Here is a 26,292-nt window from a genome sequence, read left to right on the forward strand (position 1 = left end):
GTGTCCACGGCTCAGCTCAGCAGCAGTTTCCCGATCCGGCGCGAGGCGATGTACAGCCCGCCGGCGGCCAGCACGGCGAGGAACCCGACATGGCCGATCATGGTCGGGTCCAGGACCCCGACGGACAGCCCCCGGGCCAGCTCGATGCCGTGGTACAGCGGTGACAGCTCCACCAGCCACCGCAGCGGCGACGGGTAGACCGACATCGGGTAGAAGGTCGTGGAGAACAGGAACATCGGCATCACGACGGCGTGGATGTAGTCCAACTGCGAGGACGACCTCAGCAGCGTCGCGCACACCATCCCGATCGCCGCGAAGGCGGTGGCGATGAGCAGGGCCGTCGGGACCAGCAGCAGGGCCCAGGGGGACGTGGCGAGCCCCATGGCCGCCATCACGCCGAGGAACGCCATCGCGTACAGGCCACTGCGCAGCACCGCCCAGGAGATCTCGCCGATCGCCACGTCGAGCGTCCCCATGGGGGTGGCCAGCACCGCGTCGTAGAGCCGGTCGAAGCGCAGTTTGTAGAAGATGCCGAGCGTTTCGTAGACCGCGCCGTTCATCGCGGAGGCCACGAGCAGCGCCGGGGCGACGAAGGCCACGTAGCTCATGGGGCGGCCGTCCGGACCGGTCACCTCGCCGATCAGGGAGCTGAAACCGACCCGGAACGCCAGCAGGTAGAACAGCGGCTCGAAGACCCCGGAGACCAGCACCAGCCAGGCCCGCGAGTACAGCAGCACACTGCGCTCGACCAGCCGCAGGGACAGCCCGGAGTACGAGCTGGAGGGCAGCATCCGCAGCAGCGGCCCGCGGCCGGCGGGTCGCCCGCCGACGGCCGGCCGGGTGGCGGGGGCACCGGCCGCCGGGATCCGGGTGGAGGTCGTCGGCTCGTTCACGTCAGTTCACCAGTCTGCGGTAGAAGCTCCGGCGGCCGAGCAGCACGCCGGTGGCCAGCATGGCCAGCAGGAACAGCGCGTGCCCGAGGGCCGGCAGGGGCGACAGACCGCCCAGCGTGACCCCTCTGACCAGCTCGTTGCCGTGCCAGATCGGGGAGATCCAGACCAGGGGCAGCAACAGCCCGGGCAGTCGGTCGACGGGGAAGAGGGTGCCGGCGAACAGGGTCATCGGCAGGACGACGAACCGGTTGAGGGCGACGAAGGCGTGCCCCTCCCCGCGGGTGACGGCGGCGAAGGCCATGACCGGCGCGGCGCAGGCCGCCCCGGTGAACACCGCCAGCGGCAGGCCGAGCAGCACCCCGGGTCCGGTCCAGGCCCCGAAGAGGGCGGCGGCGAGGCCGTAGATGACCGCGGAGATCGACAGCCGCAGGCCGATCCACAGCAGCTGCGCCCCGTACAGCTGCTGGGGGGTGATGGGCGTGGCGACGACCGCGAGGTAGTCCTGCTTCCACTTGAAGCCGGAGAGCACGGGGTGGCCCGCCTCGTTCACCGCGGTGGCCACGATGCCGCTGACCAGCAGCGTCGGGGCGATGTACTGGAGGTAGCCGTGCCCGCCGAGGAACGAGCCGTCCTTGACCTGGGAGCCGAGGCCGAGTCCCATCGCGCTGAGGAACAACAGCGGCTGGAGGCCGGAGGAGTACAGGTTCGCCCGCCAGTAGCGCCGGTACCAGGCCCACTGGACCTCCAGGCGCAGCGCCATGGCCCGCCAGGGGCCGACCACGGTGCCTGTCGCCCGGGCGGGCGGGGCGAGGGTGTGCCGGGGTGTGTCGGTGGCCATCTCAGTCCACCAGGGTCCGGCCGGTCAGCCGCAGGAAGACGTCCTCCAGGGTGGAGCGCCGCACCAGGCTGGACAGCGGGTGGACGTCCCGTTCGGAGACCCGGGTCGCCGTCGCGTCGGCGTTCTTGGTGTAGAGCAGCAGCCGGTCCGGCAGCACCTCGATGCGCTCGGCGAGGTCCTCCACCGCCGAGACGTACCCGGTCTGGGTGCCGGGGTGGAAGCGCAGCTCGAGTACCTCACGGGTGGAGTACTGCTCGATGAGCCCCGCGGGGGACCCCTCGGCGACGATCCGGCCGCCGTCCATCACGACCAGCCGGTCGCACAGTTGCTCGGCCTCGTCCATGTAGTGCGTGGTCAGGATGAGGGTGACCCCGCTCTGCTTGAGCCGGAACAGCCGTTCCCACAGCAGATGCCGGGCCTGCGGGTCGAGCCCGGTGGTCGGCTCGTCGAGGAGCAGCACCTCGGGGTCGTTGACCAGACCGCGGGCGATGGCCAGCCGTCGCTTCATCCCGCCGGACAGCGGCTGGACCTCGTCGTCCGCGCGGTCGGAGAGCCGGGCGAACTCCATCAGCTCGGCGGCTCTGGCACGCACATGCGCCCGTGACAGTCCGAAGTACCGCCCGTAGGTCTGGAGGTTCTGCCGTACGGTCAGCTCCATGTCCAGGTTGTCGGTCTGCGGGACGGTGCCGATACGGGCCCGGATGGCCGGCCCGTGCGTCTGCGGGTCCATGCCGAGCACGCTCAGGGCGCCACCGGTGCGGGGAGAGGTGCAGGCGATCATCCGCATGGTCGAGGACTTGCCCGCGCCGTTCGGACCGAGCAGGCCGAATGCCTCCCCGCGGGCCACCTCGAAATCGATGCCGCGCACCGCCTCGAACGAGCCGAACTGCTTTTTCAGGCCTCTGGCCGAAACGACCACGGTATCGTCGAAGCCCGTCTCGGTCGTGCTCACAAGCCACCTCCCCCATCATTCCATCGGCCGCTCGGATCCTATGAGGTCCGGGGATCGCCCCGCAAGAACTCCATGCCCCGTGGCCGATGTCCGCGGACTTCGCTTGACGGACCGTCACATCATATCGTGCAAGGCCTCATCGAACCTTGCCGCACCTCCGGGCCGGTGTTAGCGTGACGACCGTGAATGCAATGGACCAGCACAACTCGTCCGTGGATACGGGATATTTCGTCGAGGTGTCCATTCCCGGAATGGAACTCTGGCCTGAGTTGCGAAACCGTGCCCGAAGTCTTCGCGAGCACGGCGTTCCCGTCCTCTTCCTCTGCGCACCCGAGTTCGTCTCGGTGTACGAGGAGTGCGCGGACGACGTGGTCGTCTGTTCCGACGTCTTCTCCGAGGACGCCGTGGTGGAGGCGCTGACCCCCTATCGCGGCCGGCTCGACCGGTTCTCGATCATCAATGACAAGATCTGGCCGGTGCAGCTCGGGGCCGCGCGTCGCCTCGGTATGGACTTCCCCGGCTTCGAGGGGCAGTTGAACTGCCGTATCAAGCCCCGGCTGCGGGAGGTGCTGGGCGGCGTGCTGCCGCTGCGCACCGAGGTGTTCAAGGCCGCGGACCTGTCCCGGGAGAACGCCGCCGCGGTGGTCGAGCGGCTGGGTGTGCCCTTTGTGATCAAGCCGATCTGGGGCACGGCGAGCGCCTTCGTGGAGATCGTGCAGGACCCGGAGCGCGCCTACGACGAACTGGTGGAGACCTTCGAGAGCCTGCGGGAGGGCCATCCGCACGGCGCGTTCGACGACGGGACCCGGGTGTGGGACCCGCGGAGCGAGGTGCTGCTGGAGTCGTTCATCGGCGAGGGCCGGGAGCTGTCGTTCGAGGCGTTCATGCAGAGCGGCCGGCTGGTGTCGCTGCTGATCCAGGAGAAGCTGCTCTGGGCCCAGGAGGGCGGGTTCCGGCTGGAGACCGCGAACGTCTGCCCCACCCCCTTCGTCTCGGCCGAGGAGGAGGAGCGCATCCGCGTGGTCCTCGAGGACGCGCTGCGCAAGCTCGGCGTGGACGACACCTTCGTCCACATCGAGCTGAAGTGGGACGGCGAGCGCGTGTCGATCATCGAGGTGAACCCGCGGATCGGCGGCGGCAGCGTGGCCAAGACGCTCATGGCGTGGCTCGATGTCGACGTCCGGGACATGGGTCGCAAGCTCCAGATGGGCGAGCCGCTGCCGCGGGTGTACCCGCGCGCCAAGGAGGGCTTCCTGCTCGGGGTGTTCGTCAACGCCGAGGAGTCCGGGATCTTCAAGGAGTTCACCGGACTGGACTGGGTGCACGCCCAGCCGGAGTTCGACTTCGAGCAGCAGTACCTGGAGCCCGGCCACCGGGTGCCGGCCCGTGGGGAGTCGAAGGCCACCCGTGAGGGCTGGATGTACACCTACGACGCCTTCTATCACTGCACGGACGTCGACCGGATCCCGTATCTGCACGAGGAGACCCGGAAGCGCGTCAAACTCGTGTTCGAATAGACTCGGGGTTCCGGCCGCTCCGCCGCGCGGATCTGTGGGCCACCGTCGAGTGAGAGACTGGTGGCCCAGAGACCTTCCGACCGCGGGGTCGGCCAGAAAGGAGCCCGGCCGTGTCCAGTGCGCGGACCATCCGCCAGTTCGAGCAGCGTATGGCCGAGGTCCTCCGGATCCGACCGGCCGAGGTCAAGGAGATCTTCCGGGGCGCCCGCCCCACCTCCATCAGGGTCAACCGGCTGCTCGACGAGGAGACCTACCAGGACACGCTGCGGACCGTGCGCGAGAAGGCGCCCAAGGCCTTCCCGGTCGACTGGTGCGAGCACACCTTCCTGTGGCCGGAGAACGACGGTTTCGAGGACGTGCTCGCGATGGCCCACGAGGGCCGGGTCTATCTCCAGAACGCCTCCAGCCTCATCCCGCCCGTCGCGCTGTCGCCGCGCCCCGGCGAGGACCTGCTCGACGTGGCCGCCGCCCCCGGCGGCAAGGCCTTCCACCTCGCCGCGCGCGTCGGCAACGACTGCCGGCTGTGGCTCAACGACGGCGCGGCCCCCCGTGCCCGCAAGATGGGGGAGCTGGCCGAGCTGTACGGCGTGCGCTACGCCGAGCTGACCACACACCCCGCGCAGTACATCGACAAGTCGCTGCCCGCCGAGTCCTTCGACCGCATCCTGCTGGACGTACAGTGCTCCGGCGAGGGGCGGATCGATCTGCGCCGCCCCAGCTCCCTGCGGTTCTGGTCCGAGGAGCGCATCGAGAAGTACAAGTTCCTCCAGACCAAGATGATCACCGCGGCCTACAAGCTGCTGCGGCCCGGCGGCGTCATGGTGTACTCCACCTGCACCCTCAGCCCCGAGGAGAACGAGTTCCCGGTCAGCAAGAACCTGGAACGGCACAAGGATCTCAGCGTGGAGCCCCTGGACTTCTCCGAGCCGTCGTTCCTGCCCGGGGTCACCTCCTGGCGCGGCATGAAGTTCGACGAGCGCCTCAAGAACGCCGTCCGGGTGGCACCCACCGACACCTTCGAGGGCTTCTTCGTCGCCCGTCTCGCCAAGGCGCCGGCCGGGAGCGAGTAGCCCGCAGACGGGCCGCGCCACCGCTCCCGGACCGGTCCCGGTACTCAGCCGGCGAGCGGGACGGTGTCCGCCGCCACCTTCTGCTCGGCGAGGTCCAGCGCGTGGCCCGTGCCCTCCTCGTCGCCGGCCACCGCGATCAGTGCCGCGAGCCGCGGAATCGGGTTCTTCGGCGGCAGCAGCAGCCGGGTCCCGGGCGGGGCCAGCACCGCGGCGTGGACGATGCCGGGCACGGCGGCCGCCTCCCGGAGATCGACGCCGCGCACCTCGCAGTCCTGCGCGGGATAGACGAAGCGGACCTCCGCCGTGCGGCCCTGCCCGCCGCCCGCGGCCTCCGGAAACCGGGGCGCGCGACCGAGGGCGATCTCGGCGGCGGCCTTCACCAGGTCGATCCCGGTGGCCATCCGGCTGATCAGGGGGATCAGGTCCCCGCCGAGCCGTCCGTTCAGCTCGACCAGCCGGGGCCCGGCCGAGGTGAGGCGGACCTCGGCGTGCGTGACACCGAAGTCGACCCCGAGTGCCCGGTGCGCGGCACGCACCAACTCCTCCGCCTCCGGCGGCAACGCCTCGGAGATGACGCCCGTCACCAGATGGCCCACCTCCTCGAAGCAGGGCGGGAACCCGAGCCGCTTCCGGGCCACATGCACACAGCGGACCTCACCGTCGAAGACGACGCTGTCCACACTGATCTCGGGGCCGTCGAGATACTCCTCGACGAGGATGCCCTCACCGGCCGGCAGCGTGGCGTACGCCGCCCCGGAGGCTAGCTCGAACGCCGCACGGACCGCGGTCTCGTTCTCGGCCCTGACCACCCCGATGCTGCCCGCCAGGGAGCGCGGCTTCACCACGACGGGCCATCCCAACTCCGCCGCCGCGCCCGCCGCCTCGTCCGCGGACCTCACCAGCCGGTGGCGGGGCGAGGGCAGCCCCGCCTCGGCCATCAGCGACCTCGTCAGGTACTTGTCCCGGCACCGGGCCACCGCGGTGCTGGACATATGCGGCAGCCCGAGCTTTCCGGCGGCCGCGGCGGTGGCCTCCAGGACCAACTCGTCCCAGGTGAACACCCCGGTCTGCCCGTCCGGCCCCGCGAGTTCGGACACGGCGGCGGCGATCGCGCCCGGGTCCGTGCAGTCGGCCACCCGGTGGTCCGTCAGATACCGGGACTGCCAAGTGGGGGGCGTCGGCAGGACCGCCGTCAACTCGTAGTCATCGACGAGCGCGTGGAAGGAGTACTCCCGGTAGGGCTGCCCTCCGCTTCCCACGACCGTCAGCCGCGGCCTCGCCTGTCCCGTCACAGCCTGTCTCCCCTCGATGATGCCCGTGCGGTCGTGCCGGTGCGTCCGGGAAGGACCTCAGCGCCCTGCGGCGGCGCCGAGCAGTTTCCGGCCGTCTTCCCCACGTACGTGATCGACACGGGTCCCACGATCCACCAAGAACGCGACGGACGCCACGGCCTCATGTGAGAACAGGCCCGGGGGTGTCCCGGCGGGCCGCAACGCCGTGCCTTCGCCGAGGAGTTCGGGACGTCCCGGATACGCGGTCAGCCGGGGGGCGCCCGACCGCTCGCTCACCCCGATGTCCGTGGGCGGGACGCGCAGACCGTCCCCGGTGGCCTTGAGAACGGCCTCCTTGTACGTCCACCAGCGCACCAGCATCCCGGGCCGCATCCCCTCGGGTGCCTCACGCACCTCGGCCCGCTCCTCCGGCCGCAGCGCCCGTTCGAGGGCGGCCGGCCGCCGCGGCGGCCGGCCGCAGGCCGGTGCCTCCGCCGCGTCGAGACCGACCGCCGCGCCCGTGCTCACCGCGACCGCGACGGCCTCTCCCGCGTACGACACCGACACATGCAGCGGCCCCTCCACGCGGGGCCGGCCGTGCGGCACGGCGCAGTCCGGGCAGTCCCGCACCACCGGCACCTCCCGTGCGGCACACCCCAGCTCCAGGGCGGCGGCCAGCCGCAGCAGGGTGGCGGACACGGTGAAGCGGCGGCGGTCCGCCGCCCTGGCGTACCGGTCGCGGCGTACGGCCTCGGCGGGCCCCAGCAGGGCGTCCAGCTCCGGCCGGTAGTCGCCGGCCCGGGCCCACCACACCCGGCAGGACACGGCCGGGGTCATCCGACCCTCTGCGCGGCGGCCTCCACGGCCGTGCGCACATCCCGTACGACATGCGTGAGCAGGGGTTGCGGGTCGGCGCCGAAGTAGAAGTGGCCCCCGTCGAACAGCCGCATGCCGAGGAACGCGGCGGACCGCCCGGCCCACGCGGTCAGTTGCTCCGGAGGCGGGGAGACATCGCCACGGCCGCCGAACACCGACAGGGGCAGGCGCAGCGGCTCTCCCGGCTCGGAGTGCCAGGTCTCCACCAGGCGCAGATCGGCCCGGATGAGCGGGCCGAAAATCCCCCACAGGGCCGGGTCGTCCAGCAGTTGCGCGGGGGTGCCGCCCAGCTCGGCGACGCTCCGGCGCAGTTCCTCGTCGTCGAGCGCGTGCCGCCGCACGGCGAGCGGTGTGCCGGGGGCCCGGCAGGCCGAGACACCGAGCCAGACCGGCGGAACGCGTCCCTCCGCGATCAGCCGGCGAGTCAGCTCATAGGCGACGACGCCCCCCATGCTGTGCCCGAAGAAGGCGTAGGGGACCTCCGGTTCGGGCCGGACGACGTCGAGGAAGTGCGTGAGGAGGGCGTCGAGGTCGTCGATCGGCCGTTGCCCCATCAGGGTGCCGTGTCCGGGAGCGTCCAGCGCCCGCAGCTCCCAGCCGGCCGGGAGCAGCCGGCGCCAGGGGTGGAACAGACTGCTCGACCCCCCGGCATGGTGGAAACCGAACAGCCGGAGCTCCGTGGTGTGACGCGTCGCGGTGCCGCTCAAGGGTGGTCCTTCCGTGCTCGCCGTGCCCCGTGGGGCCGGATGCCGATTCATTGCAACCGCCGTAGACCGCCCACCCCCGGCCTGACGGCGTTCGCGACCATGGCGTCCATCCGAGGGGGACGAGGTTGATGCCGGCCGCGCGTCCGACCGGTGCCGGGGGCATCCGGCCATATGTCGTGGTGACCCATCGCCGGCGGGACCGCTACGCCCTCTGCGAAAACTACGTCAATCACGTGTGCTGCGCGGTGAGTTGCGTCACCACGGAGGTGGGGATCCCGGGCGGGTCCGCGGCCGCGCACGACTGACCGGGCCGGGGTCCGGCGTGCCCGGACGGCCCCGTCGCCCTCCCTCGTCACGCCAGGCTGTCCCGCCAGGCCCGGTGCAGATCCGCGAACCGTCCCGTGCCCGCGATCAGTTCGGCCGGGCCGCCGTCCTCGACGATGCGTCCGCCCTCCATGACCAGGACCCGGTCCGCGATCTCCACCGTCGACAGCCGGTGCGCGATCACGACCGCCGTACGGCCCCGCAGCACCGTCTCCATGGCGCGCTGCACGGCCCGCTCGCCGGGGATGTCCAGGGAGCTGGTCGCCTCGTCGAGGATCAGGACCGCCGGGTCCGCCAGCAGGGCGCGGGCGAACGCGACGAGCTGGCGCTGACCGGCCGAGATACGGCCGCCGCGTTTGCGTACGTCGGTGTCGTAGCCCTCGGGCAGCGCGCTGATGAAATCGTGCGCGCCGATCGCCTTCGCGGCCCGCTCGATCTCCTCGCGGGTCGCGTCGGGACGGCCGATCGCGATGTTCTCGGCGACCGTGCCGGAGAACAGGAAGGCCTCCTGGGTCACCATCACCACCCCGCGCCGGAGTTCGGGCAGGGCGAGGTCCCGCAGATCCACGCCGTCCAGCAGGACCCGGCCGTCGGTGGGGTCGTAGAAGCGGGCGAGCAGCTTGGCGAGCGTCGACTTGCCGGCCCCCGTCGCGCCGACCACCGCGACCGTCTGCCCGGCGGGCAGCGTCAGCGAGAAGCGCGGAAGCACCTCCCCGCCGGTGCGGTACGCGAACCGCACGTCCTCGAACGCGACTTCACGGCCTGGCTGTTCGCCCGTGAGCGACGGCAGCGGCACGGGGGCGGACGGCTCGGGCACCGACGGCGTCTGCGCCAGCAGCCCCGCGATCTTCTCCAGCGAGGCCGCCGCCGACTGGTAGGCGTTGAGGAACATCCCGAGCCGGTCGATGGGGTCGTACAGGCGCCGCAGATACAGGACCGCCGCCGCGAGCACACCCAGCGCCAGCGAGCCGTCCGCCACCCGGTAGGCGCCCCACAGCACGATTCCGGCCACCGCCGTGTTGGCCACCAGCCGGGATCCGGTGACATAGCGGGCCATCTCCAGGAGGGCGTCGCCGTTGGTTCGCGCGTGCCGGGCGTTCAGGACGCGGAACCCGGCGTCGTTGGCGGCCTCGCGGCGGAACGCGCGCACCGGCCGGATGCCGTTCATCGTCTCCGCGAACTTGACGATGACCGCGGCGATCGCGGTCGACCGGCGGCGGAAGATCCGGCCCGCCCGGCGCCGGTAGAACCGCACCAGCCAGTACAACGGCACCAGGGATGCCACCGCCACCGCGCCCAGGCCGAGGTCCAGCCAGAGCAGCATCACGGAGATGTACACGAACGACAGGATGACCGTGACCAGTTCCTGGAGGCCCTCGCTGAGCAGTTCCCGCAGCGACTCCACATCCGTCGTGGACCGTGAGATCAGCCGGCCGGAGGTGTAGCGCTCGTGGAAGTCGACGCTCAGCGCCTGCGCATGGCGGAAGATCCGGCCGCGCAGATCGAGCAGCACATCCTGGCTGACGCGGGCCGAGGCGACGGTGAACGCGTACTGGAGCCCGCCGCCGGCCGCGGCGGACAGCAGATAGCCGGCCCCTACCGCGATCAGCGGACCATGGTCCCCGTCCCGGAACGCCGGCACGGCCCGGTCGATGGCGTACGCCACCAGCAGCGGGCCCACCTGCACCGCGGCCTGCTGGAGCAGGAGCAGCACACAGGTCACCACGGTCCGGGCCCGCAGCGGGGCGAGCAGGGAGCGCAGCAAGGCGCCCGTGGCGCCCGGGGGAGTGGGCAGGGTGTCGCGGTCGAACGGGTCGTCGGAGGCGGCGGGCGGCGCCGCGGACAGGTCGCCCGTCTCGTCCTCGTCGTTCGGCGCGGTGGTCGTCTGCGCCGTCATCGGGCCTCCTCGCGATCCTCGCCGTGCACGGGGCGTCCGGACATCAGATGGGCGTACTCGGCGTTGGTGCGCAGCAGTTCCTGGTGGGTGCCCACGGCGGCGATACGGCCGCCGGAGAGCAGGGCGACCCGGTCGGCGAGCAGAACCGTGGACGGGCGGTGCGCCACGACCAGGGCGGTCGTGCCATCCAGCACCCGGCGCAGGGCCGCCTCGACCGCGGCCTCGGTGTGCACGTCCAATGCGGAGAGCGGGTCGTCGAGGACCAGGAAGCGGGGGGTGCCGACAACGGCGCGGGCCAGGGCCAGGCGCTGCCGCTGGCCGCCGGACAGGCTGAGGCCCTGCTCGCCGACCTGGGTCCGGGTGCCCTGGGGCAGGGCGTGCGCGAAGCCGGCCTGCGCGACGCCGAGGGCGCGCTCCAGTTCCTGGTCCCCGGCGGTGTCCGGGGCGCCCATGAGAACGTTGTCGGCGACGGTCGCGGAGAAGAGGGTGGGCTCCTCGAAGGCAACGGCCACCCGGGTCCGCAGCTCTTCGCGGGACAGGGCCGTGATGTCCTCACCGTCCAGCGTGATCCGGCCCGACGTCGCCTCGTGCAGCCGGGGGATGAGCGCGGTCAGCGTGGTCTTGCCGCTGCCGGTGGCGCCGACGAGGGCCATGGTCTCGCCGGGGCGGACATGGAGGTCGATGCCGTCGAGGACGGCGGGGGAGCCGGGGGGCGCGTCGGGGTAGCGGAAGCGGACGTCGTCGAAGCGCAGTCCGTCCATGGCCGTGGAGGGCCGGGCCGGCGGGGCGGCGGGGGTCCCCGCGGTCGCGTCGTCCTCGGGCAGCTCGTCCATCACCTCGAAGTACCGCTCGGTGGCCGTGGCCGCCTCCTGGCTCATCGCCAGCAGGAAGCCGATCGAGTCCACCGGCCAGCGCAGCGCCAGGGCCGTCGACAGGAACGCCACCAGCGTGCCCGCCGACAGGGCGCCGTCGGCCACCCGTACCGTCCCGAGCACCAGAGCCGCCCCGATGGCCAGCTCCGGCAGGGTGACGATGACGGCCCAGATCGCCGCGAGCAGCCGCGCCTTCTCCAGCTCCGTCCCGCGCAGGGTGTGCGACAGCTCCCGGAACGCCCGGGCCTGGCTGCGGTGGCGGCCGAACCCCTTGATGATCCGGATGCCGAGCACGCTCTCCTCGACCACGGTCGTCAGATCGCCCACCTGGTCCTGCGCCCGCCGCGCCACCTCCGCGTAACGCCGCTCGAAGTAGGCGCACATGACCACCACCGGGATGGCGGGCCCCAGGATGATCAGCCCGAGCGTCAGGTCCTGGGACAGCATGATGAGCACGCCTACGAGGATGGTCACCCCGTTGACCAGCAGGAACGTCAGGGGGAAGGCGAGGAACTGACGCAGCAGCATCAGGTCCGTGGTGCCGCGTGACAGCAGCTGTCCCGAGGCCCAGCGGTCGTGGAAGGCGACCGGCAGGCGCTGGAGATGCCGGTACAGATCCGCCCGCATATCGGCCTCGACACGGGACAGCGGCCGGGCCACCAGCCATCGCCGTATCCCGAACAGCACCGCCTCGGCGATCCCGAGCAGCAGGAGATACAGCGCACCGAGCCACACACCGGCCGGATCCCGGTCGGCCACCGGCCCGTCCACCATCCACTTCAGGACGAGCGGGATCACCAGGCCGACGCACGACGCGACGATCGCGACGAACGCGGCGGTCGTCAGCCGCGCCCGCACCGGGCGGACATAGGGCCACAGGCGCAGCAGCGTCCGGACGGGCGAACGGTCCTTGGGCCTTACACGTTGAGTGGGCATCAGTGGGAGCCTACGGACCGGCACCGACAGTGCCCAGCGAGTTTTGGCCGGACCCGGCTCCGCCCCTGGTCCTACGACCTGCGTGTTCGAGGCCCCCGGGACCGCCCCGGCCCCGGGTCGCACACCGCCGTCAACCGATCGGCCGATGCCGCTTCGAGCGCGACGGCCGACCCGCTCCGCCTCCCCGAGCGCGGCGGCACCGAAGGGTTCGGGCCGGCCGGCATGCGGGCCCGTGCCGAGACGTCCGCGCGGCGGCGGTGGCGGTGGCCTACGACCGCGGGATCCTCGGTTTCAGCCGGCGCCCGGTCCGCCCTCAGTCCGCCACCCGCAGCAGCAGCACCGTCCGCGCGGGCACCCGCACCGCCGCGCCCGACCGGTGCAGCGTCCCCGGCGGACGCGACTGCTCCTCCCGGGCGGTGTCCACCACCAGTTCGTAGCGCCGCGCCCAGGGCGGGCCCGGCAGCACGAAGTCCACCGGCCCCTCCCCGGCGTGCAGCACCGCGAGGAAGCTGTCGTCCACCACCGGTGCCCCCCGGGAGTCCCGGCCCGGTATGTCGCGGCCCGACAGATACATGCCGAGGGTCGCCGCGGGCGCGTACCAGTCGCCTTCCGTCATCTCCTCCCCGCGCGCCGTGAACCACGCCAGGTCCCTGAGGCCGTCCGCCGAATGGGCCCGCCCGGAGAAGAACGCCCGGCGGCGCAGCACCGCATGGCGGTGACGCAGCGCGATCAGCCGGGAGGTCAGCTCGAACAGCGCCCGCCAGCCCGGTTCCTCCAGCAGGCTCCAGTCCACCCAGCCGGTCTCGTTGTCCTGGCAGTAGGCGTTGTTGTTGCCGCGCTGGGTGCGGCCCATCTCGTCGCCCGCCACCAGCATCGGCACCCCCGTCGACAGCAGCAGCGTGGTGAGCAGGTTCCGCAGCTGCCGCCGCCGCAGGGCCCGTATCCCCTCGTCCTCGGTCTCCCCCTCCGCGCCGCAGTTCCAGGAGCGGTTGTCGTCGGAGCCGTCGCGGTTGCCCTCGCCGTTGGCCTCGTTGTGCTTGCGCTCGTACGACACCAGGTCGCGGAGCGTGAAACCGTCGTGCGCCGTCACGAAGTTGACCGACGCGTACGGGCGGCGGCCGCCCCACGCGTACAGGTCACTGGATCCCGACAGGCGGTAGCCGAGGTCCCGTACGTCCGGCAGCGCGCCCCGCCAGAAGTCCCGTACCGCATTGCGGTAGCGGTCGTTCCACTCCGTCCACAGCGGGGGGAACGCGCCGACCTGGTAGCCGCCCGAGCCCACGTCCCAGGGCTCAGCGATCAGCTTCACCCGGCGCAGCACCGGGTCCTGGGCGATGACCGCGAGAAACGGGGAGAGCATGTCGACGTCGTGCATGGAGCGCGCGAGCGCCGCCGCCAGGTCGAAACGGAAGCCGTCCACCCCCATCTCCGTCACCCAGTAGCGCAGGGAATCGGTGATCAGCCGCAGCACCTGCGGCTGCACCACATGCAGGGTGTTGCCACAGCCCGTGTAGTCCGTGTAGCGGCGCGCGTCGGACTGGAGGCGGTAGTAGCCGCGGTTGTCGATGCCCTTCAGGGACAGGGTGGGACCCAGCTCGCCCGCCTCCGCGGTGTGGTTGTAGACCACGTCGAGGATCACCTCGATCCCGGCCGTGTGCAGCGCCCGCACCATCCGCTTGAACTCCCCGACCTGCTGGCCGGTCGTGCCCGCGGAGGCGTAGGCCGCGTGCGGGGCGAAGTAGCCGATCGAGTTGTAGCCCCAGTAGTTGTGCAGGCCCCGTCGGAGCAGATGGTCCTCGTGCGCGAACTGGTGCACCGGCAGCAGTTCCACGGCCGTCACCCCGAGCCGCACCAGGTGCTCGACCGCCGCGGGATGCGCGAGGCCCGCGTAGGTGCCGCGCAGTTCCGGGGGAACGCCGGGGTGCCGCCGGGTGAAGCCGCGGACATGCAGCTCGTAGATCACCGAGTCCGCCCACGGGGTCTTGGGACGGTGGTCGTCCGACCAGTCGTCGTCATCGTGCACGACGACACCCTTGGGGACGTACGGCGCCGAGTCCCGCTCGTCGCGCACGGTGTCCGCGACCCGCTGGTCGGGCCAGTCCCGCACATGCCCGTACACCTCCGGCGGCAGGCCACTGTGCCCGATTTCCACGGCGCCGTCCACCGCGCGCGCGTACGGGTCGAGGAGGAGCTTCGCCGGGTTCCAGCGCGCACCCGTCCACGGGTCCCAGCGGCCGTGCACCCGGTAGCCGTACCGCTGCCCGGGCATCACGCCCGGCACGAACCCGTGCCAGATCTCGTGCGTCAGCTCGGTGAGCGCGACCCGTGTCTCGCGGCTCTCGGCACCCCGCCCGTCGAACAGACACAGCTCGACCGCCTCGGCACCGCCCGCCCACAGCGCGAAGTTGGTGCCCACAGCGCCGTCCGGACCCGCGCGAAACCGCGCCCCGAGCGGGGTGGGCGCACCCGGCCACACCGGCACGGCCGGCACCGGGCGCCGCCTGCCGTTGAGCACGGCGGCCGGGCGGGCGGACCGTCCCCCGTCCGCCCGCTCCCTCTCCACTGCCTCCTGCTCGGCTGCGCTCGACACCGTTCAGCCTCCCGCGGCTCGTCGGGGCGACACGGAAAAAGGGCGCGCGGCATCCCGCCCTTTCCTGGCCTGCCCGCCTCCGGGGCGCCTGGGCCGGTGCCGGCGGACCGGCCGTGCGGGGCCCTCGGGCCTCGCGCACACGGGTCTTCCGGCACGGGCGCGCCCCTGCGGCTCACGGGCGCGGCTTCCCGTCGCGTCGTCCTCCCCACTGTTCTGCCCAGAGCGTGGCTCGCACTCACGTTTCCCCAGGAGGGCCTGGGTCGTTGGGCCCGGCGTGATCCACGTACAGACGCAACGGCGGCGCACGGCAGCCGTCCTGGCCGCCGCACTGACCTGGGCGGGCCTCGTGGCCGGCTGCAGCTCCCCCGGATTCGACGACGTGCCCGGCAAGCCGCCCGCGCCCCGGGACGTCATCCGCGTCCTGCCCGACGACGGCAGCAGGGCCGTGGGCGCCGGCCGGCGGCTGCGGGTGCGGGTGTCCGACGGCCGCCTGGAGTCGGTGACCGTCGTCAGGTCCCAGGACGCACAGGACTCCCCGGTGCCCGGGCACCTCTCCGCGGACGGCAGGGTCTGGCAGCCCGACGACGACCGCCTAGCCCTCGCCGCCCGCTACACCGTCGACGCGGTGGCCCACGACGGCAGCGGCCGCCGCTTCGCCCGGCACGCCACCTTCACCACGTTCGTCCCCGGACGGCGGTTCATCGCATACGTCACCCCCGAGAACCGCTCGACGGTGGGCACCGGGATGATCGTGTCGCTCCAGTTCAGCCGGGAGATCCAGGACCGTGCCGCCGTCGAGCGCGCGATCCGGGTGACCGCGCGGCCGCCCGTGGAGGTCCGCCCGCACTGGTTCGGCGCAAGCCGCCTCGACTTCAGGCCCCGGGAGTACTGGAGGCCCGGCACCCATGTCACCGTCACCCTGCGGCTGCGGGACGTGAAGGGCGCGCCCGGCGTCTACGGCCTCCAGCACAAGACGTTCTCCTTCACCGTCGGCCGCAGCCAGGTCTCCCTCGTCGACGCGGCCGCGCACACCATGCGGGTCCGCCGCGACGGCAGGCTGATCGCCACCGTGCCCATCACCGCGGGCGCCCCGAAGACCCCCACGTACAACGGGAGGATGGTGGTCATGGAGATGCTGGAGGTCACCCGTATGGACGGCCGCACGGTCGGCTTCGGCGGCGAGTACGACATCCCCGACGTCCCGCACGCCCTGCGCCTGACCGACTCCGGCACCTTCGTGCACGGCAACTACTGGGCGCCGGGCGCCCCCGGGCATGCCAACGTCAGTCATGGCTGTGTGGGTCTCCGGGATGTCAAGGGCGGTGGCCAGGACACCCCCGCGGGCTGGTTCTTCGACCGCAGTCTCGTCGGCGACGTGGTCGAGGTCGTGCACAGCCAGGACAAGAGGGTCGCTCCCGACAACGGGCTCGGCGGGTGGAACATGAGCTGGCCGGAGTGGACGGCCGGCGGCGCGGACTGATAGCCCGGGGACGTACGCAAGGTGCGTGCCCGGGGGCGTACGCAAGGTGCGTGCCCGGGGGTGTACGGGCGGTGCGTGCCCGGGGACGTACGCAAGGTGCGTGCCCGGGGGTGTACGGGCGGTGCGTGCCCGAGGGCGTACGCAAGGTGCGTGCCCGGGGCCTTCGGGAGGTGCGTGCCCGGGGGTGCACCGGGGGGTGCGCGCCCGGCGGCCCCGATGCTCCTTCGCGCGCCCCAAGTTGGGACTGAACAGTGACAATCGCGGGGAGTCATCGGGTCGGGGTGTGTGATTAATCTTGCGCAATGCGCGCGCGGCTCGCGAGCCGAGGCCGCAGGGACGCGCCAGGGGCGGGAGACCGGGCGCGCGCAGGCCCGAAGGGCCGGGCACGGTCGGTGTCATGCCACCGGCTCGGGCGTCCCTGAGGCGCAGACATGTCGGGGAGTGCGGGCCTGATCAGGCCGTGCGAGGGGAGAAAGAACGTGAACGGGCGGCCGATATCGGGGGCGTCGGTTGATGCGCGCGAAAGACGGGGGCAGGGGAGCGGCGGTGCGGGGCGCAGGCGCAAGGGCCTCACGGCACTGATACTCGGTGCCCTCCTGGTGACCGCCACCGCGTGCGGCGGGGGAGGGAGCTCCGGCTCGGGGGCGGGGGGTGGCACGGGCAAGGACTCCGGCGAGACCGCGAGCAGGCAGTCGCAGGCCGTCGTCACCATCGCGCCCGAGAACGGCGCCAAGGCCGTGGACACCGGCGGCGCCCTCAAGGTGACGGCAGCCAAGGGCAGGCTGACCGAGGTCAAGGTCGAGGACACCAAGGGCCACGAGGTCCCCGGGACGATATCCGGCGGGGGCACCACCTGGACGCCCTCGACACATCTGGCGGGCGCCACGACGTACAAGGTCCACGCGGTCGCCAAGGACTCCGCGGGCCTCACCTCCGCCCAGGAGACGTCGTTCACCACGCTCACCCCGAAGAACACCTTCGTCGGCATCTACCAGCCCGACGACGGCACCACCGTCGGCGTCGGCATGCCGTTCTCGATCCGCTTCACCCGGGGCATCACCCACCCGGCGGACGTCGAGAAGGCCATCACCATCAAGACCGAGCCGGCCGTCGAGGTCCGCGGCCACTGGTTCGGCAACGACCGCCTCGACTTCCGGCCCGAGCACTACTGGAAGCCGGGCACCAAGGTCACCGTGAAGCTCGACCTCGACGGCGTCGAGGGCCGCCCCGGCGTCTACGGCAAGCAGGCCAAGACGGTGAGCTTCACCATCGGCCGCAGCCAGGTCTCCACCGTCGACGCCAAGACCCACAAGATGGTCGTCAGGCGCGACGGCAAGGTCATCAAGACCCTCCCGGTCACCACGGGCAAGCCGGGCTACGACACCTGGAACGGCCAGATGGTCATCAGCGAGCGCCTCGTGGTGACCCGGATGAACGGCGAGACCGTCGGCTACGGCGGCGAGTACGACATCAAGGACGTGCCGCACGCCCAGCGTCTGACGGACACCGGCACCTTCACCCACGGCAACTACTGGGGCGGCGACGCCTTCGGCAACTACAACGCCAGCCACGGCTGCATCGGTCTGCGCGATGTGCGCGGCGGCTACGACAGGTCCACGCCGGCCGCCTGGTTCTACGACAACTCGATGATCGGCGACGTCGTCATCGTCAAGCGCTCCCACGACCGGACGGTCGCGCCCGACAACGGGCTCAACGGCTGGAACATGTCCTGGGACGAGTGGATCAGGTAGGAGCCTTCCAGGGCCGGGCCCGGTGTACCGCTGTGAGCGAGTACACCGGGCCCGTCGCGTTAGTGCCCGTTAACCTACCTGGCATGACTGTGCATCTCGAAGTCGCCGAGGGCGTCGGCACCCTGCGCCTGGACCGACCGCCGATGAACGCGCTGGATGTCGCCATCCAGGACCGGATCAGGGAACTCGCCGAGGAGGTCACGCGCCGCGAGGACGTGCGCGCCGTGGTCGTCTACGGCGGGGAGAAGGTGTTCGCGGCGGGTGCGGACATCAAGGAGATGCAGGGCCTGGACCACACCGCGATGGTGCTGCGCTCACGCGCCCTGCAGGACTGCTTCACCGCCGTGGCCCGCATCCCCAAGCCGGTCGTCGCCGCCATCACCGGCTACGCCCTGGGCGGCGGCTGCGAGCTGGCGCTCTGCGCGGACTACCGCATCGCCGCCGAGGACGCGAAGCTCGGACAGCCGGAGATCCTGCTCGGCCTCATCCCGGGAGCGGGCGGCACCCAGCGGCTGGCCCGCCTGATCGGCCCTTCGAGGGCCAAGGACCTCATCTTCACCGGGCGGATGGTGAAGGCCGGCGAGGCGCTGTCGCTGGGTCTCGTGGACCGGGTGGTGCCGGCCGGGGACGTGTACACCGAGGCGCACGCCTGGGCCGCCAGGCTCGCCAAGGGGCCCGCGATCGCGCTGCGCGCCGCGAAGGAGTCCATCGACGCGGGGCTGGAGTCGGACATCGAGACCGGGCTCGCGGTGGAACGGAGCTGGTTCGCGAGCCTGTTCGCGACCGAGGACCGGGAGCGCGGTATGCGCAGCTTCGTCGAAGAGGGGCCCGGCAAGGCGAAGTTCGTCTGACGGGGTTCGTGTACGGCCTCGTTCGTCCGAGAGCTGCGACGGCCAGGACAACCTGAGAATTGTTCAGGAAATTACGCTGATCCACTTGCAGTTGACGCCACGTCTCATCCGGCGTCCCTCGAAGGGGCGGATTATGGCAGCCTTAAGGCAACCTTAAGGCTGCTCCGTCACCGGCACCCGGCTCTTGCCACCAACTTCCCTTTCCACGCAGGTCAGTTGGGGTGGACGGGTCCCCAAGTTGCGCTTGGCATATGTCAATCGAATCGTGTGGGATATGTGGTCCCTGGGGTCGTCTTCCGCCGTATCACCCCCCGGCAGGCCCCTGGGCGGCCATGATGGGGGGCATGGCGGGGCTGGAGGGTATGGAACAGCCGCGGCGGCACGCGAGTGCGACCGCGGCACGCTGGTCGCCTGCGATCGAGGACGAACGGGCGCTGAAGGCACTGGAGTTGTGCGGCAACCCTGCCGAGGCGGAGATCCCGCTCCCTTCCCTCCCCGAATCCGCGGCCACCGCGCGCCGCCTCGCCCAGGTCGTCGTCCTGCGCCACTGGGGACTCTCCCCGAGGATGGCCGAGGACACGGTGCTGCTCGTCTCCGAACTCGTCGGCAACGCCGTACGGCACACCGGCGCGCGCGTCTTCGGATTACGTATGCACCGGCGCCGGGGCTGGATCCGCGTCGAGATCCGCGACCCCTCCCGAGGACTGCCCTGTCTGATGCCGGTGCAGGACATGGACATCAGCGGCCGCGGGCTCTTCCTCGTCGACAAGCTTGCCGACCGCTGGGGCGTCGACCTGCTGCCGCGGGGCAAGACGACATGGTTCGAGATGCGGGCCGCCGACCGCTGACCGTGCCCTGCCGGCCGGGACCGCGGGCATGCGCCCATACGACGGAAGCCCCGGCCGCCGGGCGGCCGGGGCTTCATGCGGTGGCACGGCCCGGAGTTGGGGTGTAGACCGTGACACCTGCGACGACCGGTGCCCGGGTCAATGGGTGGCTGCCGCAAGGTCGACTATCGCAGATGGGAACCGCAGGTCCGCAACGGGGTTCGGTCATGGAACCGTACCGGTGCGAGACGTCCGGGCGGTTCGTCCGATCAAGCGCCGGTGCGACCCGCCCGGCCTCCGGCGGGCCAATCGCCGCTTTGGACCCTGTCTGCCTCTTAAATGGGGAGAGTGACCACGCCCGTCCCCTCCCCTCCACCGGACCCCGCAACGGGCACCGCACGCGCGGTGCCCGACCGCCGCTCAGCGCTGCGCGCGGGCGCGGCGCTCGCCGTCGGGGCGCTCGCCACCGCCTGTTCCCCCGGCCCCACCGTCGTCCATCCGTCGCTTCCCTCCCCTTCCGCCGGCAGCGGTTCCCCCGGCTCCGGCACCTGGGCGCCCGCGCCGCGCTCCTTCCCCGGGCAGCCCGCCCAGATCGCCCACGGCCCGCGCGACCGGCGCCGGGTCGCCCTCACCTTCCACGGGCAGGGCGACCCCTCGTTCGCCAGGGCGATCCTCGACACGGCCGAGCGGTTGGACGCGAGGATCACCGTGCTCGCGGTCGGCACCTGGCTGGACGAGCACCCCGACGTCATCCGCCGGATCCTCACAGGCGGTCACGAGCTCGGCAACCACACCCAGCGCCACCTCGCCATCAACACCATGGCCGAGGCCGAGGCACGCGCCGAGATCCAGGGATGCGCGGACCGGCTGCGCCGGCTCACCGGATCCATCGGCACCTGGTTCCGCCCCTCGCGCGCGCCCCGCGCGAGCCCGCTCGTCGAACGGCTGGCCCGCGACGTCGGCTACCCGCACGTGCTGTCGTACGACGTCGACTCGCTCGACTACACCTCGCCGGGCGCCCCGGCCGTCACCCACAAGGTCACCGACGAGATCCGCAACGGGTCGGTGGTGAGCCTGCACTTCGGGTACGCGGACACGGTCGCCGCCCTCCCCGCCATCCTGCACGAACTCGACCATCGCGGCCTGGCCGCGGTGACCACCACGGAGCTGCTGAGCTGATGCACCTCTCGACCGTCACGCGCGTACTGATCGCCGGCGCCGCCCTCGCCGCGCTCGCCGGATGCAGCAGCGGATCCCCCCACAAGGACCTCGTCTCCAAGGCCCCCGTCGACCGTGCCCGGCAGCAGAACGCCGTACGGGTGCTGCCGGGCATGCCGCCCGTGCTCGACCCGAGCGACCTCTACTCGGCCGACCGGCCGGGCCGGCTCTCCGATGTGGTCAAGGACTTCCCGTCCCGGGTCTACGTCCCCAACACCAACTCCGACACCGTGACCGTCATCGACCCGAAGACGTACAAGGTCATGGACACCATCCCGGTCGGCCGTCAGCCCCAGCACGTCGTGCCCTCCTGGGATCTGAAGACCCTGTGGGTCAACAACGACCTGGGCAACTCCCTCACCCCCATCGACCCGAAGACCGGTGAGGCGGGCAACCCCGTCGCCGTGCACGACCCGTACAACCTGTACTTCACGCCGGACGGCCGGTACGCGATCGTGATGGCCTCCCGGGACCGCCAGCTGGTGTTCCGCGACGCGCACACCATGAAGGTGGTCAAGGCCGTGCCGGCGACGTGCTACGGCGTCAACCACGCCGACTTCTCGATCGACGGCCGCTACTTCATCGTCTCCTGCGAGTTCAGCGGTGAGCTGCTCAAGGTCGACACCGCGAAGATGGAGGTGACCGGCCGGCAGAGGCTGCCGGTCCACGGAGCCATGCCGCAGGACGTCAAGCTCTCCCCGGACGGCAAGACCTTCTACATCGCCGACATGGTGGCGGACGGGCTGTGGATCCTGAACGGCGACACCTTCGCCAAGCCGTCCTTCCTCGCCACCGGCAAGGGGGCACACGGTCTCTACGTCAGCCGCGACTCCCGCGAGATGTACATCTCCAACCGAGGCGAGGGCACCATCTCCGTCTTCGACTTCGCGAAGAACAAGCTGACCGCCAAGTGGCGCCTGCCGGGCGGCGGCAGCCCCGACATGGGCGGTGTCTCCACGGACGGCACCGTGCTGTGGCTGTCCGGCCGGTACAACTCCGTGGTGTACGCCATCGACACACGCACCGGGAAGCAGCTCGCCCGGATCAGGGTGGGCAGCGGTCCGCACGGCCTCGCGGTCTATCCGCAGCCGGGCCGCTACTCGCTGGGGCACACGGGCGTCTTCCGCTGATACGCGCCTCGGCGCGGGTCCGGCGCGGGGGCGGCCCGGTCCCGGGCCCGGGCCCGGGCCGGACCCGGGTTCAGGACGGTGATGAACAGCGCCTCCGATGCCACCGGCCGGCAACCGGAGGCCTGGAACGCCCGCCGACTGCGGGCGTTCCCCGCCGCCACCTGGGCCCACACCGGCTCGCCCCCGCCCAGCGCCGCACCGCCGAGACCAGCGCCCGCCCCAGCCCTCGGTGCCGTACCTCCGACGCCACCTCCACGGCGACCTCCAGCCGCCCCGGCGACCCCGCGCCCCGGCTTCGGCACCCCGCCCGGCTGCGGCCCCCGCATGCCGAGGACTTCGCATGGGTGGTGGTCGCCGCACTGCGTGCGTGCGCGGGCCGTTAATCTGACCTCCGTCAGTAGGACGGCCGTAGGACGGCAAAGGCACCAAGAAGGGGCGGATCGGTGGCGGACATCGAGGAAGCACGCAAGCAGTTCGAGCGGATCGATGCGGACGGTGACGGTTTCATCACCGCCGCCGAGTTCAAGTCGGCCCTGGCCCAGGGGGGCGACTGGAACGTCACCGACGCGGTGGCCGAGACCATCATCAAGACCCGCGACCTGAACGGCGACAAGGTCCTGTCGTTCGACGAGTTCTGGACGTACCTGAACAAGTAGGGACACGACCGCTCAGGCGCCGGGGCGCCCGTCCTCCCGAGGACGGGCGCCCCTCGCCGTCACGAGCGCCGTCTCGAACGAACAGGCCTCGCCCGGACGGCCCCGGGCAGGAATAGGCCGGACGGTGGGGAGGTTGGTGCTGCTCACGGACGTTGTGCAAGGACACCGACCCCTGGAAGGCGAGGCGAGTCATGAAGATCGGCATCATCGGCGCGGGCAACATCGGCGGCAACCTCACCCGGCGGCTCACCGCCCTCGGACACGAGGTCTCCGTCGCGAACTCCCGCGGTCCCCACACGCTCACCGCACTGGCCGAGGAGACGGGCGCAACGCCCGTCGCGGTCGAGGAGGCGGCCCGCGGCGCCGAGGTCGTCGTGGTCACGGTTCCCGTCAAGGCGGTGCCGGATCTGCCGGCCGGGCTGCTGGACGGGGCGGCCGAGGGCGTCGCCGTGATCGACACCGGTAACTACTACCCCCGGGAGCGCGACGGCAGGATCGCGGAGATCGAGGACGAGGGCCTCACCGAGAGCCGCTGGACCGAGCGGCAGATCGGCCACCCCGTGATCAAGGCGTTCAACGGCACCTACGCCCAGGACCTCCTGGAGCGCCCCCGCCCGGCCGGCGATCCCGGCCGGATGGCGCTCCCGGTCGCGGGCGACGACGACAGGGCCAAGCGCACGGTCCGGGCCCTGATCGACGAGCTGGGCTTCGACACCGTCGACGCCGGCGGCATCGACGACTCCTGGCGCCAGCAGCCCGCCACCCCCGTGTACGGTCTGCGGGCCGGTGTCGACGCCGTCACCAAGGCCCTCGCCGAGGCATCCCCCGAGCGCACCCCGGAGTTCCGCGGATAGGGAGGCGGGCGCGGAGGATCCCGCAGTGCGCCCGTACGGACGCGACGCCGGAGCGGTCGAGCCGCCGCCGGACGGGGACGAGGGAACGCGAGCGGTTCAGGCGCCCGCGGCCCATTCCTCGAGGGCGGCCTTGCCGGCGAAGTTCCCGACGTTTCGGTCCACGGGGTCGGAGGTGTACTGGTGGAAGCGCCACGCCGCCTGGATGCGGGGCTTGCCGGCCGTGACGTAGTCGGCGATCCACAGACCGTCCCCGGCGTAGGACGTGGTGTCGATGGTGAGCCAGAAGTTGCGGTTGGTGTAGAGGACGACGCGGTTGCGGGGCCGGAGGCTCTTCACCTGGCGGATGAAGCTGTCCTTCTCGGCGTTGCTCGCGTGCGTCCCGTCGCCGGTCGTCTCCCAGTCCACGGCGAGCACGTCGCCCGCCCGCTCCGGGGCCTTGGCGACGAAGTACTCGGCCTGGGCCGCGAGGTCCCCGGGCCACAGGAAGTGGTAGAAGCCGACCACGCAGCCGGCGTCGCGGGCCGTCTTGGTCTGGGCGGTGAGCTTGGGGTTCACATACGAACGCCCCTCCGTCGCCTTGATGAAGACGAAGGAGAGGCCGTCCGTGTCGTAGGCGGATGACTGGTACGCGCTGACGTCGATGCCTCGCAGCATGGGGGCTCCCTGAAGTGCTCGTGGGGGGGGCAGGGATCGCTGCCTGGTTCACCCTGGCACAGGTGGTATGCCCCCGGAGCGGGAGTGTCAGCCGCGGTCGGCCACCGAACCGAGAACCGAGGCCGACTTGGCCGCCCAGTCGGAGGTGATCACACTCGCGTGGTGAGCGGCCAACAGCGAGAGCCGTGCCGCCACTTCCGCGTCCGTCGGGTTCGTGGACGAGATCGCCGGAGAGACGCCCGCCGCGTCCGTCATGATCAGCACATAGTGGTTGGTGTCGTACCAGGCCGTGTCGTAGCCGTTGTTGACGTACGTCGCCGCGTCCCCGTCGAAGAACACGAACCACGGGCGGATCGAGGCGTCGTACCGGCTGGTGCGCGGGTCCCCGGCGGAGGCGCCGAGGACGGCCGGGAACGCCTCGGCCTTGGAGATGGCGCCGGACGAGGACAGGTCACGCAGGTAGTCGCCGTACTCCTGGTCCGTCCAATAGTGGTCGAACGGGTTGTTCATCTCGACCGTGCCGGGAATGAGTTCGAAGATGACCTTGCCCTTGAGCGCGTCCCGGGAGGGCCAGGCGTTGGCTTTCGCGGCGGCGTCGAGCGTCGGGTGGGTGAAGCCCAGCAGGTCGGAGGGCTTGTAGACGATGTTGCCGAGCTTCGAGGACACCAGCGCGTCGAACTCGTCCGGGCCGAGGCCCCGGTTGTTGTTGAAGCCGTTCTTCATCTCCACCTTGAAGACGATCGGCCGGTGGTCGGGGTGCAGCTGGTGCCAGGCGGCGATGTTGTCGAGGCAGCTGCCGAGGTCCTGGTCGCGGTTCTTGCTGTACAGCTCGCCCGGGGTCTTCGCGGCCTCGCAGTTGTTGTCGTCGCCGAACGGGTTGCTGTGGCTGACCCGCCAGCGCTTGGTGATGCTGTCGGTGTAGACGTCCAGTTCGAGCAGTGAGGCACCGGAGTCCAGCGCCTGCGCGAAGTAGGTGTACTTGGCCTTGTCGTAGGCGTTGTGCGTCCCGATCGTGGTCGCGTCGGCGAACGTGGGCCCCGCCGCGTGCGCGTTGCCCCCTACGACCATCACCATCGCGGCGGCACCCAGCAGTGCCGCCGGCCGTCTCATCACTCGCACGTCAACTCCCCTTCTGCGCAACCAAGTTGGTGACAGCAGCCTAGGAGGAGCGGATTACTGCACGGTAGCCCCAGGGGGAACATCGGCCTCGCGTGGGCCCGGCGCGGGGCACACCACCGCGGTCGCCCAACGCATCCCGGAATCGCCCTGCCGTGTGCACAGCTCGGTGCGAGCCGCCGAAGGGTGCGGAGCCTCGCGTCCGCCTGGGTCACCGGTCGGCGCGAACCGGTGCCGTCGGCCTCACGGGACCGCCAAAAAGCCCGGCGCAGTCGGAACTTCCCTGTTCAGAAGCGGTGTCGAGGTGGTATGTCGGCCACTCGTCCCGCACCGGAGCTGCGCGACACCGGCGGCACCGAGGTGGCCTTCACGATCACGCCGAACGACTTCGCCGGCAAGGAACAGACCGTGTGGGTCAAGGCCGGGGACCGCACCCGGCTGACATGGCGCACCGACGACGGACGCTACGACCTCACGGTCACCGCGGCGACCGGCACCCGCTTCGCCCAGCGTTACGGGGGAACCGTCCGCGCCGCGTAGGCCACGGACCGGTGGGACCGGCAGCGGGCCACGGCCCACGGCCGGTCCGACCCATCTTGCCCCGGACGCATGAGCGCCCTCCCGGGCCGCTCGGGGCCGTGGAAGGGCGCTCATGCGTGAGCGGCGTCGACGACTGCCGACTGCTCGCCGGCGGGAGGCTACCGGTCAGAAGGAGACGAAGACGCCGGCCTGGTGGTACTGGCTGATGGTGCCCACTGCTTCGCCCTTGACCGCGTCGACCTGAGCCAGGACGTCCGAGTCGCTGACCGCCGTGGGTCCGGCGATCACGCCGGCGTGCGGGCTGAGGCCGCCGGAGACGTTGTCGAGTTCGGCATCGGAGATCTCAACGGTCTGAACCTGGGGAGCGGAGTTCATGGTGAGACTTCCCTTCGTGTGATCGTTCTGCAGGGGGGAGGAGCGGCCCATGGGGGGACAAACGGCGAGCCGCGGCCGCAGGTGCGCGACGTCCGGT

At 71.5% G+C, this 26,292-nt stretch carries 23 protein-coding genes and 1 pseudogene; 11 read left to right on the plus strand and 13 right to left on the minus strand.

Going from position 1 to position 26,292, the window contains the following annotated elements; all coding sequences use genetic code 11:
• Window positions 1-11: 11 nt before the first annotated feature.
• The 3 genes from ACIP94_RS28085 to ACIP94_RS28095 are packed head-to-tail and all read right to left on the minus strand — an operon-like array spanning window position 12 to window position 2,683.
• Complete coding sequence (locus ACIP94_RS28085) at window positions 12-893, minus strand: ABC transporter permease (protein WP_402431442.1); 882 nt, start codon at window positions 891-893, stop codon at window positions 12-14.
• A gap of 1 nt (window position 894) precedes the next feature.
• Window positions 895-1,731 (minus strand): ABC transporter permease, encoded by an 837-nt coding sequence (locus tag ACIP94_RS28090; RefSeq protein WP_402431445.1) that lies wholly within the window; start codon window positions 1,729-1,731, stop codon window positions 895-897.
• Between the two features lies 1 nt (window position 1,732).
• Window positions 1,733-2,683: an ABC transporter ATP-binding protein gene (locus ACIP94_RS28095; protein ID WP_402431448.1), complete on the minus strand. Its 951-nt coding sequence runs from the start codon at window positions 2,681-2,683 to the stop codon at window positions 1,733-1,735.
• Window positions 2,684-2,874: 191 nt separating this feature from the next.
• Here ACIP94_RS28095 and ACIP94_RS28100 point away from each other — a divergent pair, with 191 nt between their 5' ends.
• Both ACIP94_RS28100 and ACIP94_RS28105 read left to right on the plus strand, forming a co-directional pair.
• Complete coding sequence (locus tag ACIP94_RS28100) at window positions 2,875-4,200, plus strand: acetyl-CoA carboxylase biotin carboxylase subunit family protein (RefSeq protein ID WP_402431451.1); 1,326 nt, start codon at window positions 2,875-2,877, stop codon at window positions 4,198-4,200.
• A gap of 110 nt (window positions 4,201-4,310) precedes the next feature.
• Window positions 4,311-5,270, plus strand: coding sequence for a hypothetical protein (locus ACIP94_RS28105; protein WP_402431454.1), 960 nt, complete (start codon window positions 4,311-4,313; stop codon window positions 5,268-5,270).
• 44 nt (window positions 5,271-5,314) lie between these two features.
• Here ACIP94_RS28105 and ACIP94_RS28110 read toward each other — a convergent pair whose 3' ends face one another.
• The 6 genes from ACIP94_RS28110 to glgX form a co-directional block, all read right to left on the minus strand.
• Entirely contained in the window at window positions 5,315-6,562 is a 1,248-nt protein-coding gene (locus ACIP94_RS28110; protein ID WP_402431457.1) for an ATP-grasp domain-containing protein, read from the minus strand.
• 57 nt (window positions 6,563-6,619) lie between these two features.
• Window positions 6,620-7,378 carry a 4'-phosphopantetheinyl transferase family protein gene (locus ACIP94_RS28115; RefSeq protein ID WP_402431460.1) on the minus strand — a complete coding sequence of 253 codons (759 nt, stop codon included), beginning with the start codon at window positions 7,376-7,378 and terminating at the stop codon, window positions 6,620-6,622.
• A complete protein-coding gene (locus ACIP94_RS28120; RefSeq protein ID WP_402431463.1) occupies window positions 7,375-8,124 on the minus strand; it encodes a thioesterase II family protein in 750 nt (249 codons plus the stop codon). The genes ACIP94_RS28115 and ACIP94_RS28120 overlap by 4 nt, the downstream gene beginning before the upstream one ends.
• A gap of 352 nt (window positions 8,125-8,476) precedes the next feature.
• Window positions 8,477-10,345 (minus strand): ABC transporter ATP-binding protein, encoded by a 1,869-nt coding sequence (locus ACIP94_RS28125; RefSeq protein WP_402431466.1) that lies wholly within the window; start codon window positions 10,343-10,345, stop codon window positions 8,477-8,479.
• Window positions 10,342-12,153, minus strand: a complete 1,812-nt coding sequence (locus ACIP94_RS28130) for an ABC transporter ATP-binding protein (RefSeq protein WP_402431469.1) — start codon at window positions 12,151-12,153, stop codon at window positions 10,342-10,344. Before ACIP94_RS28130 ends, ACIP94_RS28125 begins: the two co-directional genes overlap by 4 nt.
• A 313-nt stretch (window positions 12,154-12,466) precedes the next feature.
• Window positions 12,467-14,743 carry a glycogen debranching protein GlgX gene (glgX, locus tag ACIP94_RS28135; protein WP_402431471.1) on the minus strand — a complete coding sequence of 759 codons (2,277 nt, stop codon included), beginning with the start codon at window positions 14,741-14,743 and terminating at the stop codon, window positions 12,467-12,469.
• A gap of 274 nt (window positions 14,744-15,017) precedes the next feature.
• Between glgX and ACIP94_RS28140 the strand changes: the two genes are divergently transcribed.
• The 6 genes from ACIP94_RS28140 to ACIP94_RS28165 all read left to right on the plus strand — a co-directional run bounded on the left by ACIP94_RS28140 (window position 15,018) and on the right by ACIP94_RS28165 (window position 22,000).
• On the plus strand, window positions 15,018-16,223 hold the full coding sequence (locus tag ACIP94_RS28140; protein WP_402431474.1) for an Ig-like domain-containing protein: 1,206 nt from the start codon (window positions 15,018-15,020) through the stop codon (window positions 16,221-16,223).
• 479 nt (window positions 16,224-16,702) lie between these two features.
• Window positions 16,703-17,974 carry an Ig-like domain-containing protein gene (locus ACIP94_RS28145; protein ID WP_402431477.1) on the plus strand — a complete coding sequence of 424 codons (1,272 nt, stop codon included), beginning with the start codon at window positions 16,703-16,705 and terminating at the stop codon, window positions 17,972-17,974.
• Window positions 17,975-18,057: 83 nt separating this feature from the next.
• Window positions 18,058-18,825, plus strand: coding sequence for an enoyl-CoA hydratase/isomerase family protein (locus tag ACIP94_RS28150; protein WP_402431480.1), 768 nt, complete (start codon window positions 18,058-18,060; stop codon window positions 18,823-18,825).
• A gap of 344 nt (window positions 18,826-19,169) precedes the next feature.
• The gene (locus tag ACIP94_RS28155) at window positions 19,170-19,673 is read left to right on the plus strand and encodes an ATP-binding protein (RefSeq protein ID WP_402431483.1); all 504 of its coding nucleotides are present in this window, start codon (window positions 19,170-19,172) and stop codon (window positions 19,671-19,673) included.
• Between the two features lie 318 nt (window positions 19,674-19,991).
• The gene (locus ACIP94_RS28160; RefSeq protein WP_402431486.1) at window positions 19,992-20,831 is read left to right on the plus strand and encodes a polysaccharide deacetylase family protein; all 840 of its coding nucleotides are present in this window, start codon (window positions 19,992-19,994) and stop codon (window positions 20,829-20,831) included.
• Window positions 20,831-22,000, plus strand: coding sequence for a hypothetical protein (locus tag ACIP94_RS28165; protein WP_402431489.1), 1,170 nt, complete (start codon window positions 20,831-20,833; stop codon window positions 21,998-22,000). Before ACIP94_RS28160 ends, ACIP94_RS28165 begins: the two co-directional genes overlap by 1 nt.
• Here ACIP94_RS28165 and ACIP94_RS28170 read toward each other — a convergent pair.
• A pseudogene (locus tag ACIP94_RS28170) lies at window positions 21,967-22,308 on the minus strand (GNAT family N-acetyltransferase); the annotation flags it as partial. The gene ACIP94_RS28165 and the pseudogene ACIP94_RS28170 sit on opposite strands and share 34 nt — an antisense overlap.
• A gap of 135 nt (window positions 22,309-22,443) precedes the next feature.
• On the opposite strand from ACIP94_RS28170, the gene ACIP94_RS28175 reads away from it, so the two are divergent.
• Both ACIP94_RS28175 and ACIP94_RS28180 read left to right on the plus strand, forming a co-directional pair.
• The gene (locus ACIP94_RS28175) at window positions 22,444-22,656 is read left to right on the plus strand and encodes an EF-hand domain-containing protein (RefSeq protein ID WP_402431492.1); all 213 of its coding nucleotides are present in this window, start codon (window positions 22,444-22,446) and stop codon (window positions 22,654-22,656) included.
• 191 nt (window positions 22,657-22,847) lie between these two features.
• Window positions 22,848-23,510: an NADPH-dependent F420 reductase gene (locus ACIP94_RS28180; RefSeq protein WP_402431495.1), complete on the plus strand. Its 663-nt coding sequence runs from the start codon at window positions 22,848-22,850 to the stop codon at window positions 23,508-23,510.
• Window positions 23,511-23,606: 96 nt separating this feature from the next.
• On the opposite strand, the gene ACIP94_RS28185 is transcribed toward ACIP94_RS28180, so the two are convergent.
• Window positions 23,607-24,164, minus strand: a complete 558-nt coding sequence (locus ACIP94_RS28185; protein WP_402431498.1) for a glycoside hydrolase family 25 protein — start codon at window positions 24,162-24,164, stop codon at window positions 23,607-23,609.
• An 87-nt stretch (window positions 24,165-24,251) separates the two neighbouring features.
• Entirely contained in the window at window positions 24,252-25,274 is a 1,023-nt protein-coding gene (locus tag ACIP94_RS28190; protein WP_402431501.1) for a phosphatidylinositol-specific phospholipase C domain-containing protein, read from the minus strand.
• Window positions 25,275-25,589: 315 nt separating this feature from the next.
• Between ACIP94_RS28190 and ACIP94_RS28195 the strand changes: the two genes are divergently transcribed.
• Entirely contained in the window at window positions 25,590-25,820 is a 231-nt protein-coding gene (locus ACIP94_RS28195) for a phospholipase domain-containing protein (RefSeq protein WP_402431504.1), read from the plus strand.
• Window positions 25,821-25,985: 165 nt separating this feature from the next.
• Here ACIP94_RS28195 and ACIP94_RS28200 read toward each other — a convergent pair whose 3' ends face one another.
• Window positions 25,986-26,195 (minus strand): hypothetical protein, encoded by a 210-nt coding sequence (locus ACIP94_RS28200; RefSeq protein WP_402431507.1) that lies wholly within the window; start codon window positions 26,193-26,195, stop codon window positions 25,986-25,988.
• Window positions 26,196-26,292: the final 97 nt, after the last annotated feature.

Source organism: Streptomyces sp. NPDC093261 (assembly GCF_044753645.1).
Lineage (GTDB): Bacteria > Actinomycetota > Actinomycetes > Streptomycetales > Streptomycetaceae > Streptomyces.

Bases quoted from the DNA above. Each gene is read 5' to 3' on its own strand.
- ACIP94_RS28090 (WP_402431445.1), bottom strand. From the start codon at position 1,731: ATGGCCACCGACACACCCCGGCACACCCTCGCCCCGCCCGCCCGGGCG.
- ACIP94_RS28100 (WP_402431451.1), top strand. From the start codon at position 2,875: ATGGACCAGCACAACTCGTCCGTGGATACGGGATATTTCGTCGAGGTG.
- ACIP94_RS28115 (WP_402431460.1), bottom strand. From the start codon at position 7,378: ATGACCCCGGCCGTGTCCTGCCGGGTGTGGTGGGCCCGGGCCGGCGAC.
- ACIP94_RS28125 (WP_402431466.1), bottom strand. From the start codon at position 10,345: ATGACGGCGCAGACGACCACCGCGCCGAACGACGAGGACGAGACGGGC.
- ACIP94_RS28130 (WP_402431469.1), bottom strand. From the start codon at position 12,153: ATGCCCACTCAACGTGTAAGGCCCAAGGACCGTTCGCCCGTCCGGACG.
- ACIP94_RS28150 (WP_402431480.1), top strand. From the start codon at position 18,058: ATGACTGTGCATCTCGAAGTCGCCGAGGGCGTCGGCACCCTGCGCCTG.
- ACIP94_RS28155 (WP_402431483.1), top strand. From the start codon at position 19,170: ATGGCGGGGCTGGAGGGTATGGAACAGCCGCGGCGGCACGCGAGTGCG.
- ACIP94_RS28160 (WP_402431486.1), top strand. From the start codon at position 19,992: ATGGGGAGAGTGACCACGCCCGTCCCCTCCCCTCCACCGGACCCCGCA.
- ACIP94_RS28165 (WP_402431489.1), top strand. From the start codon at position 20,831: ATGCACCTCTCGACCGTCACGCGCGTACTGATCGCCGGCGCCGCCCTC.
- ACIP94_RS28180 (WP_402431495.1), top strand. From the start codon at position 22,848: ATGAAGATCGGCATCATCGGCGCGGGCAACATCGGCGGCAACCTCACC.
- ACIP94_RS28185 (WP_402431498.1), bottom strand. From the start codon at position 24,164: ATGCTGCGAGGCATCGACGTCAGCGCGTACCAGTCATCCGCCTACGAC.
- ACIP94_RS28190 (WP_402431501.1), bottom strand. From the start codon at position 25,274: ATGAGACGGCCGGCGGCACTGCTGGGTGCCGCCGCGATGGTGATGGTC.
- ACIP94_RS28195 (WP_402431504.1), top strand. From the start codon at position 25,590: ATGTCGGCCACTCGTCCCGCACCGGAGCTGCGCGACACCGGCGGCACC.
- ACIP94_RS28200 (WP_402431507.1), bottom strand. From the start codon at position 26,195: ATGAACTCCGCTCCCCAGGTTCAGACCGTTGAGATCTCCGATGCCGAA.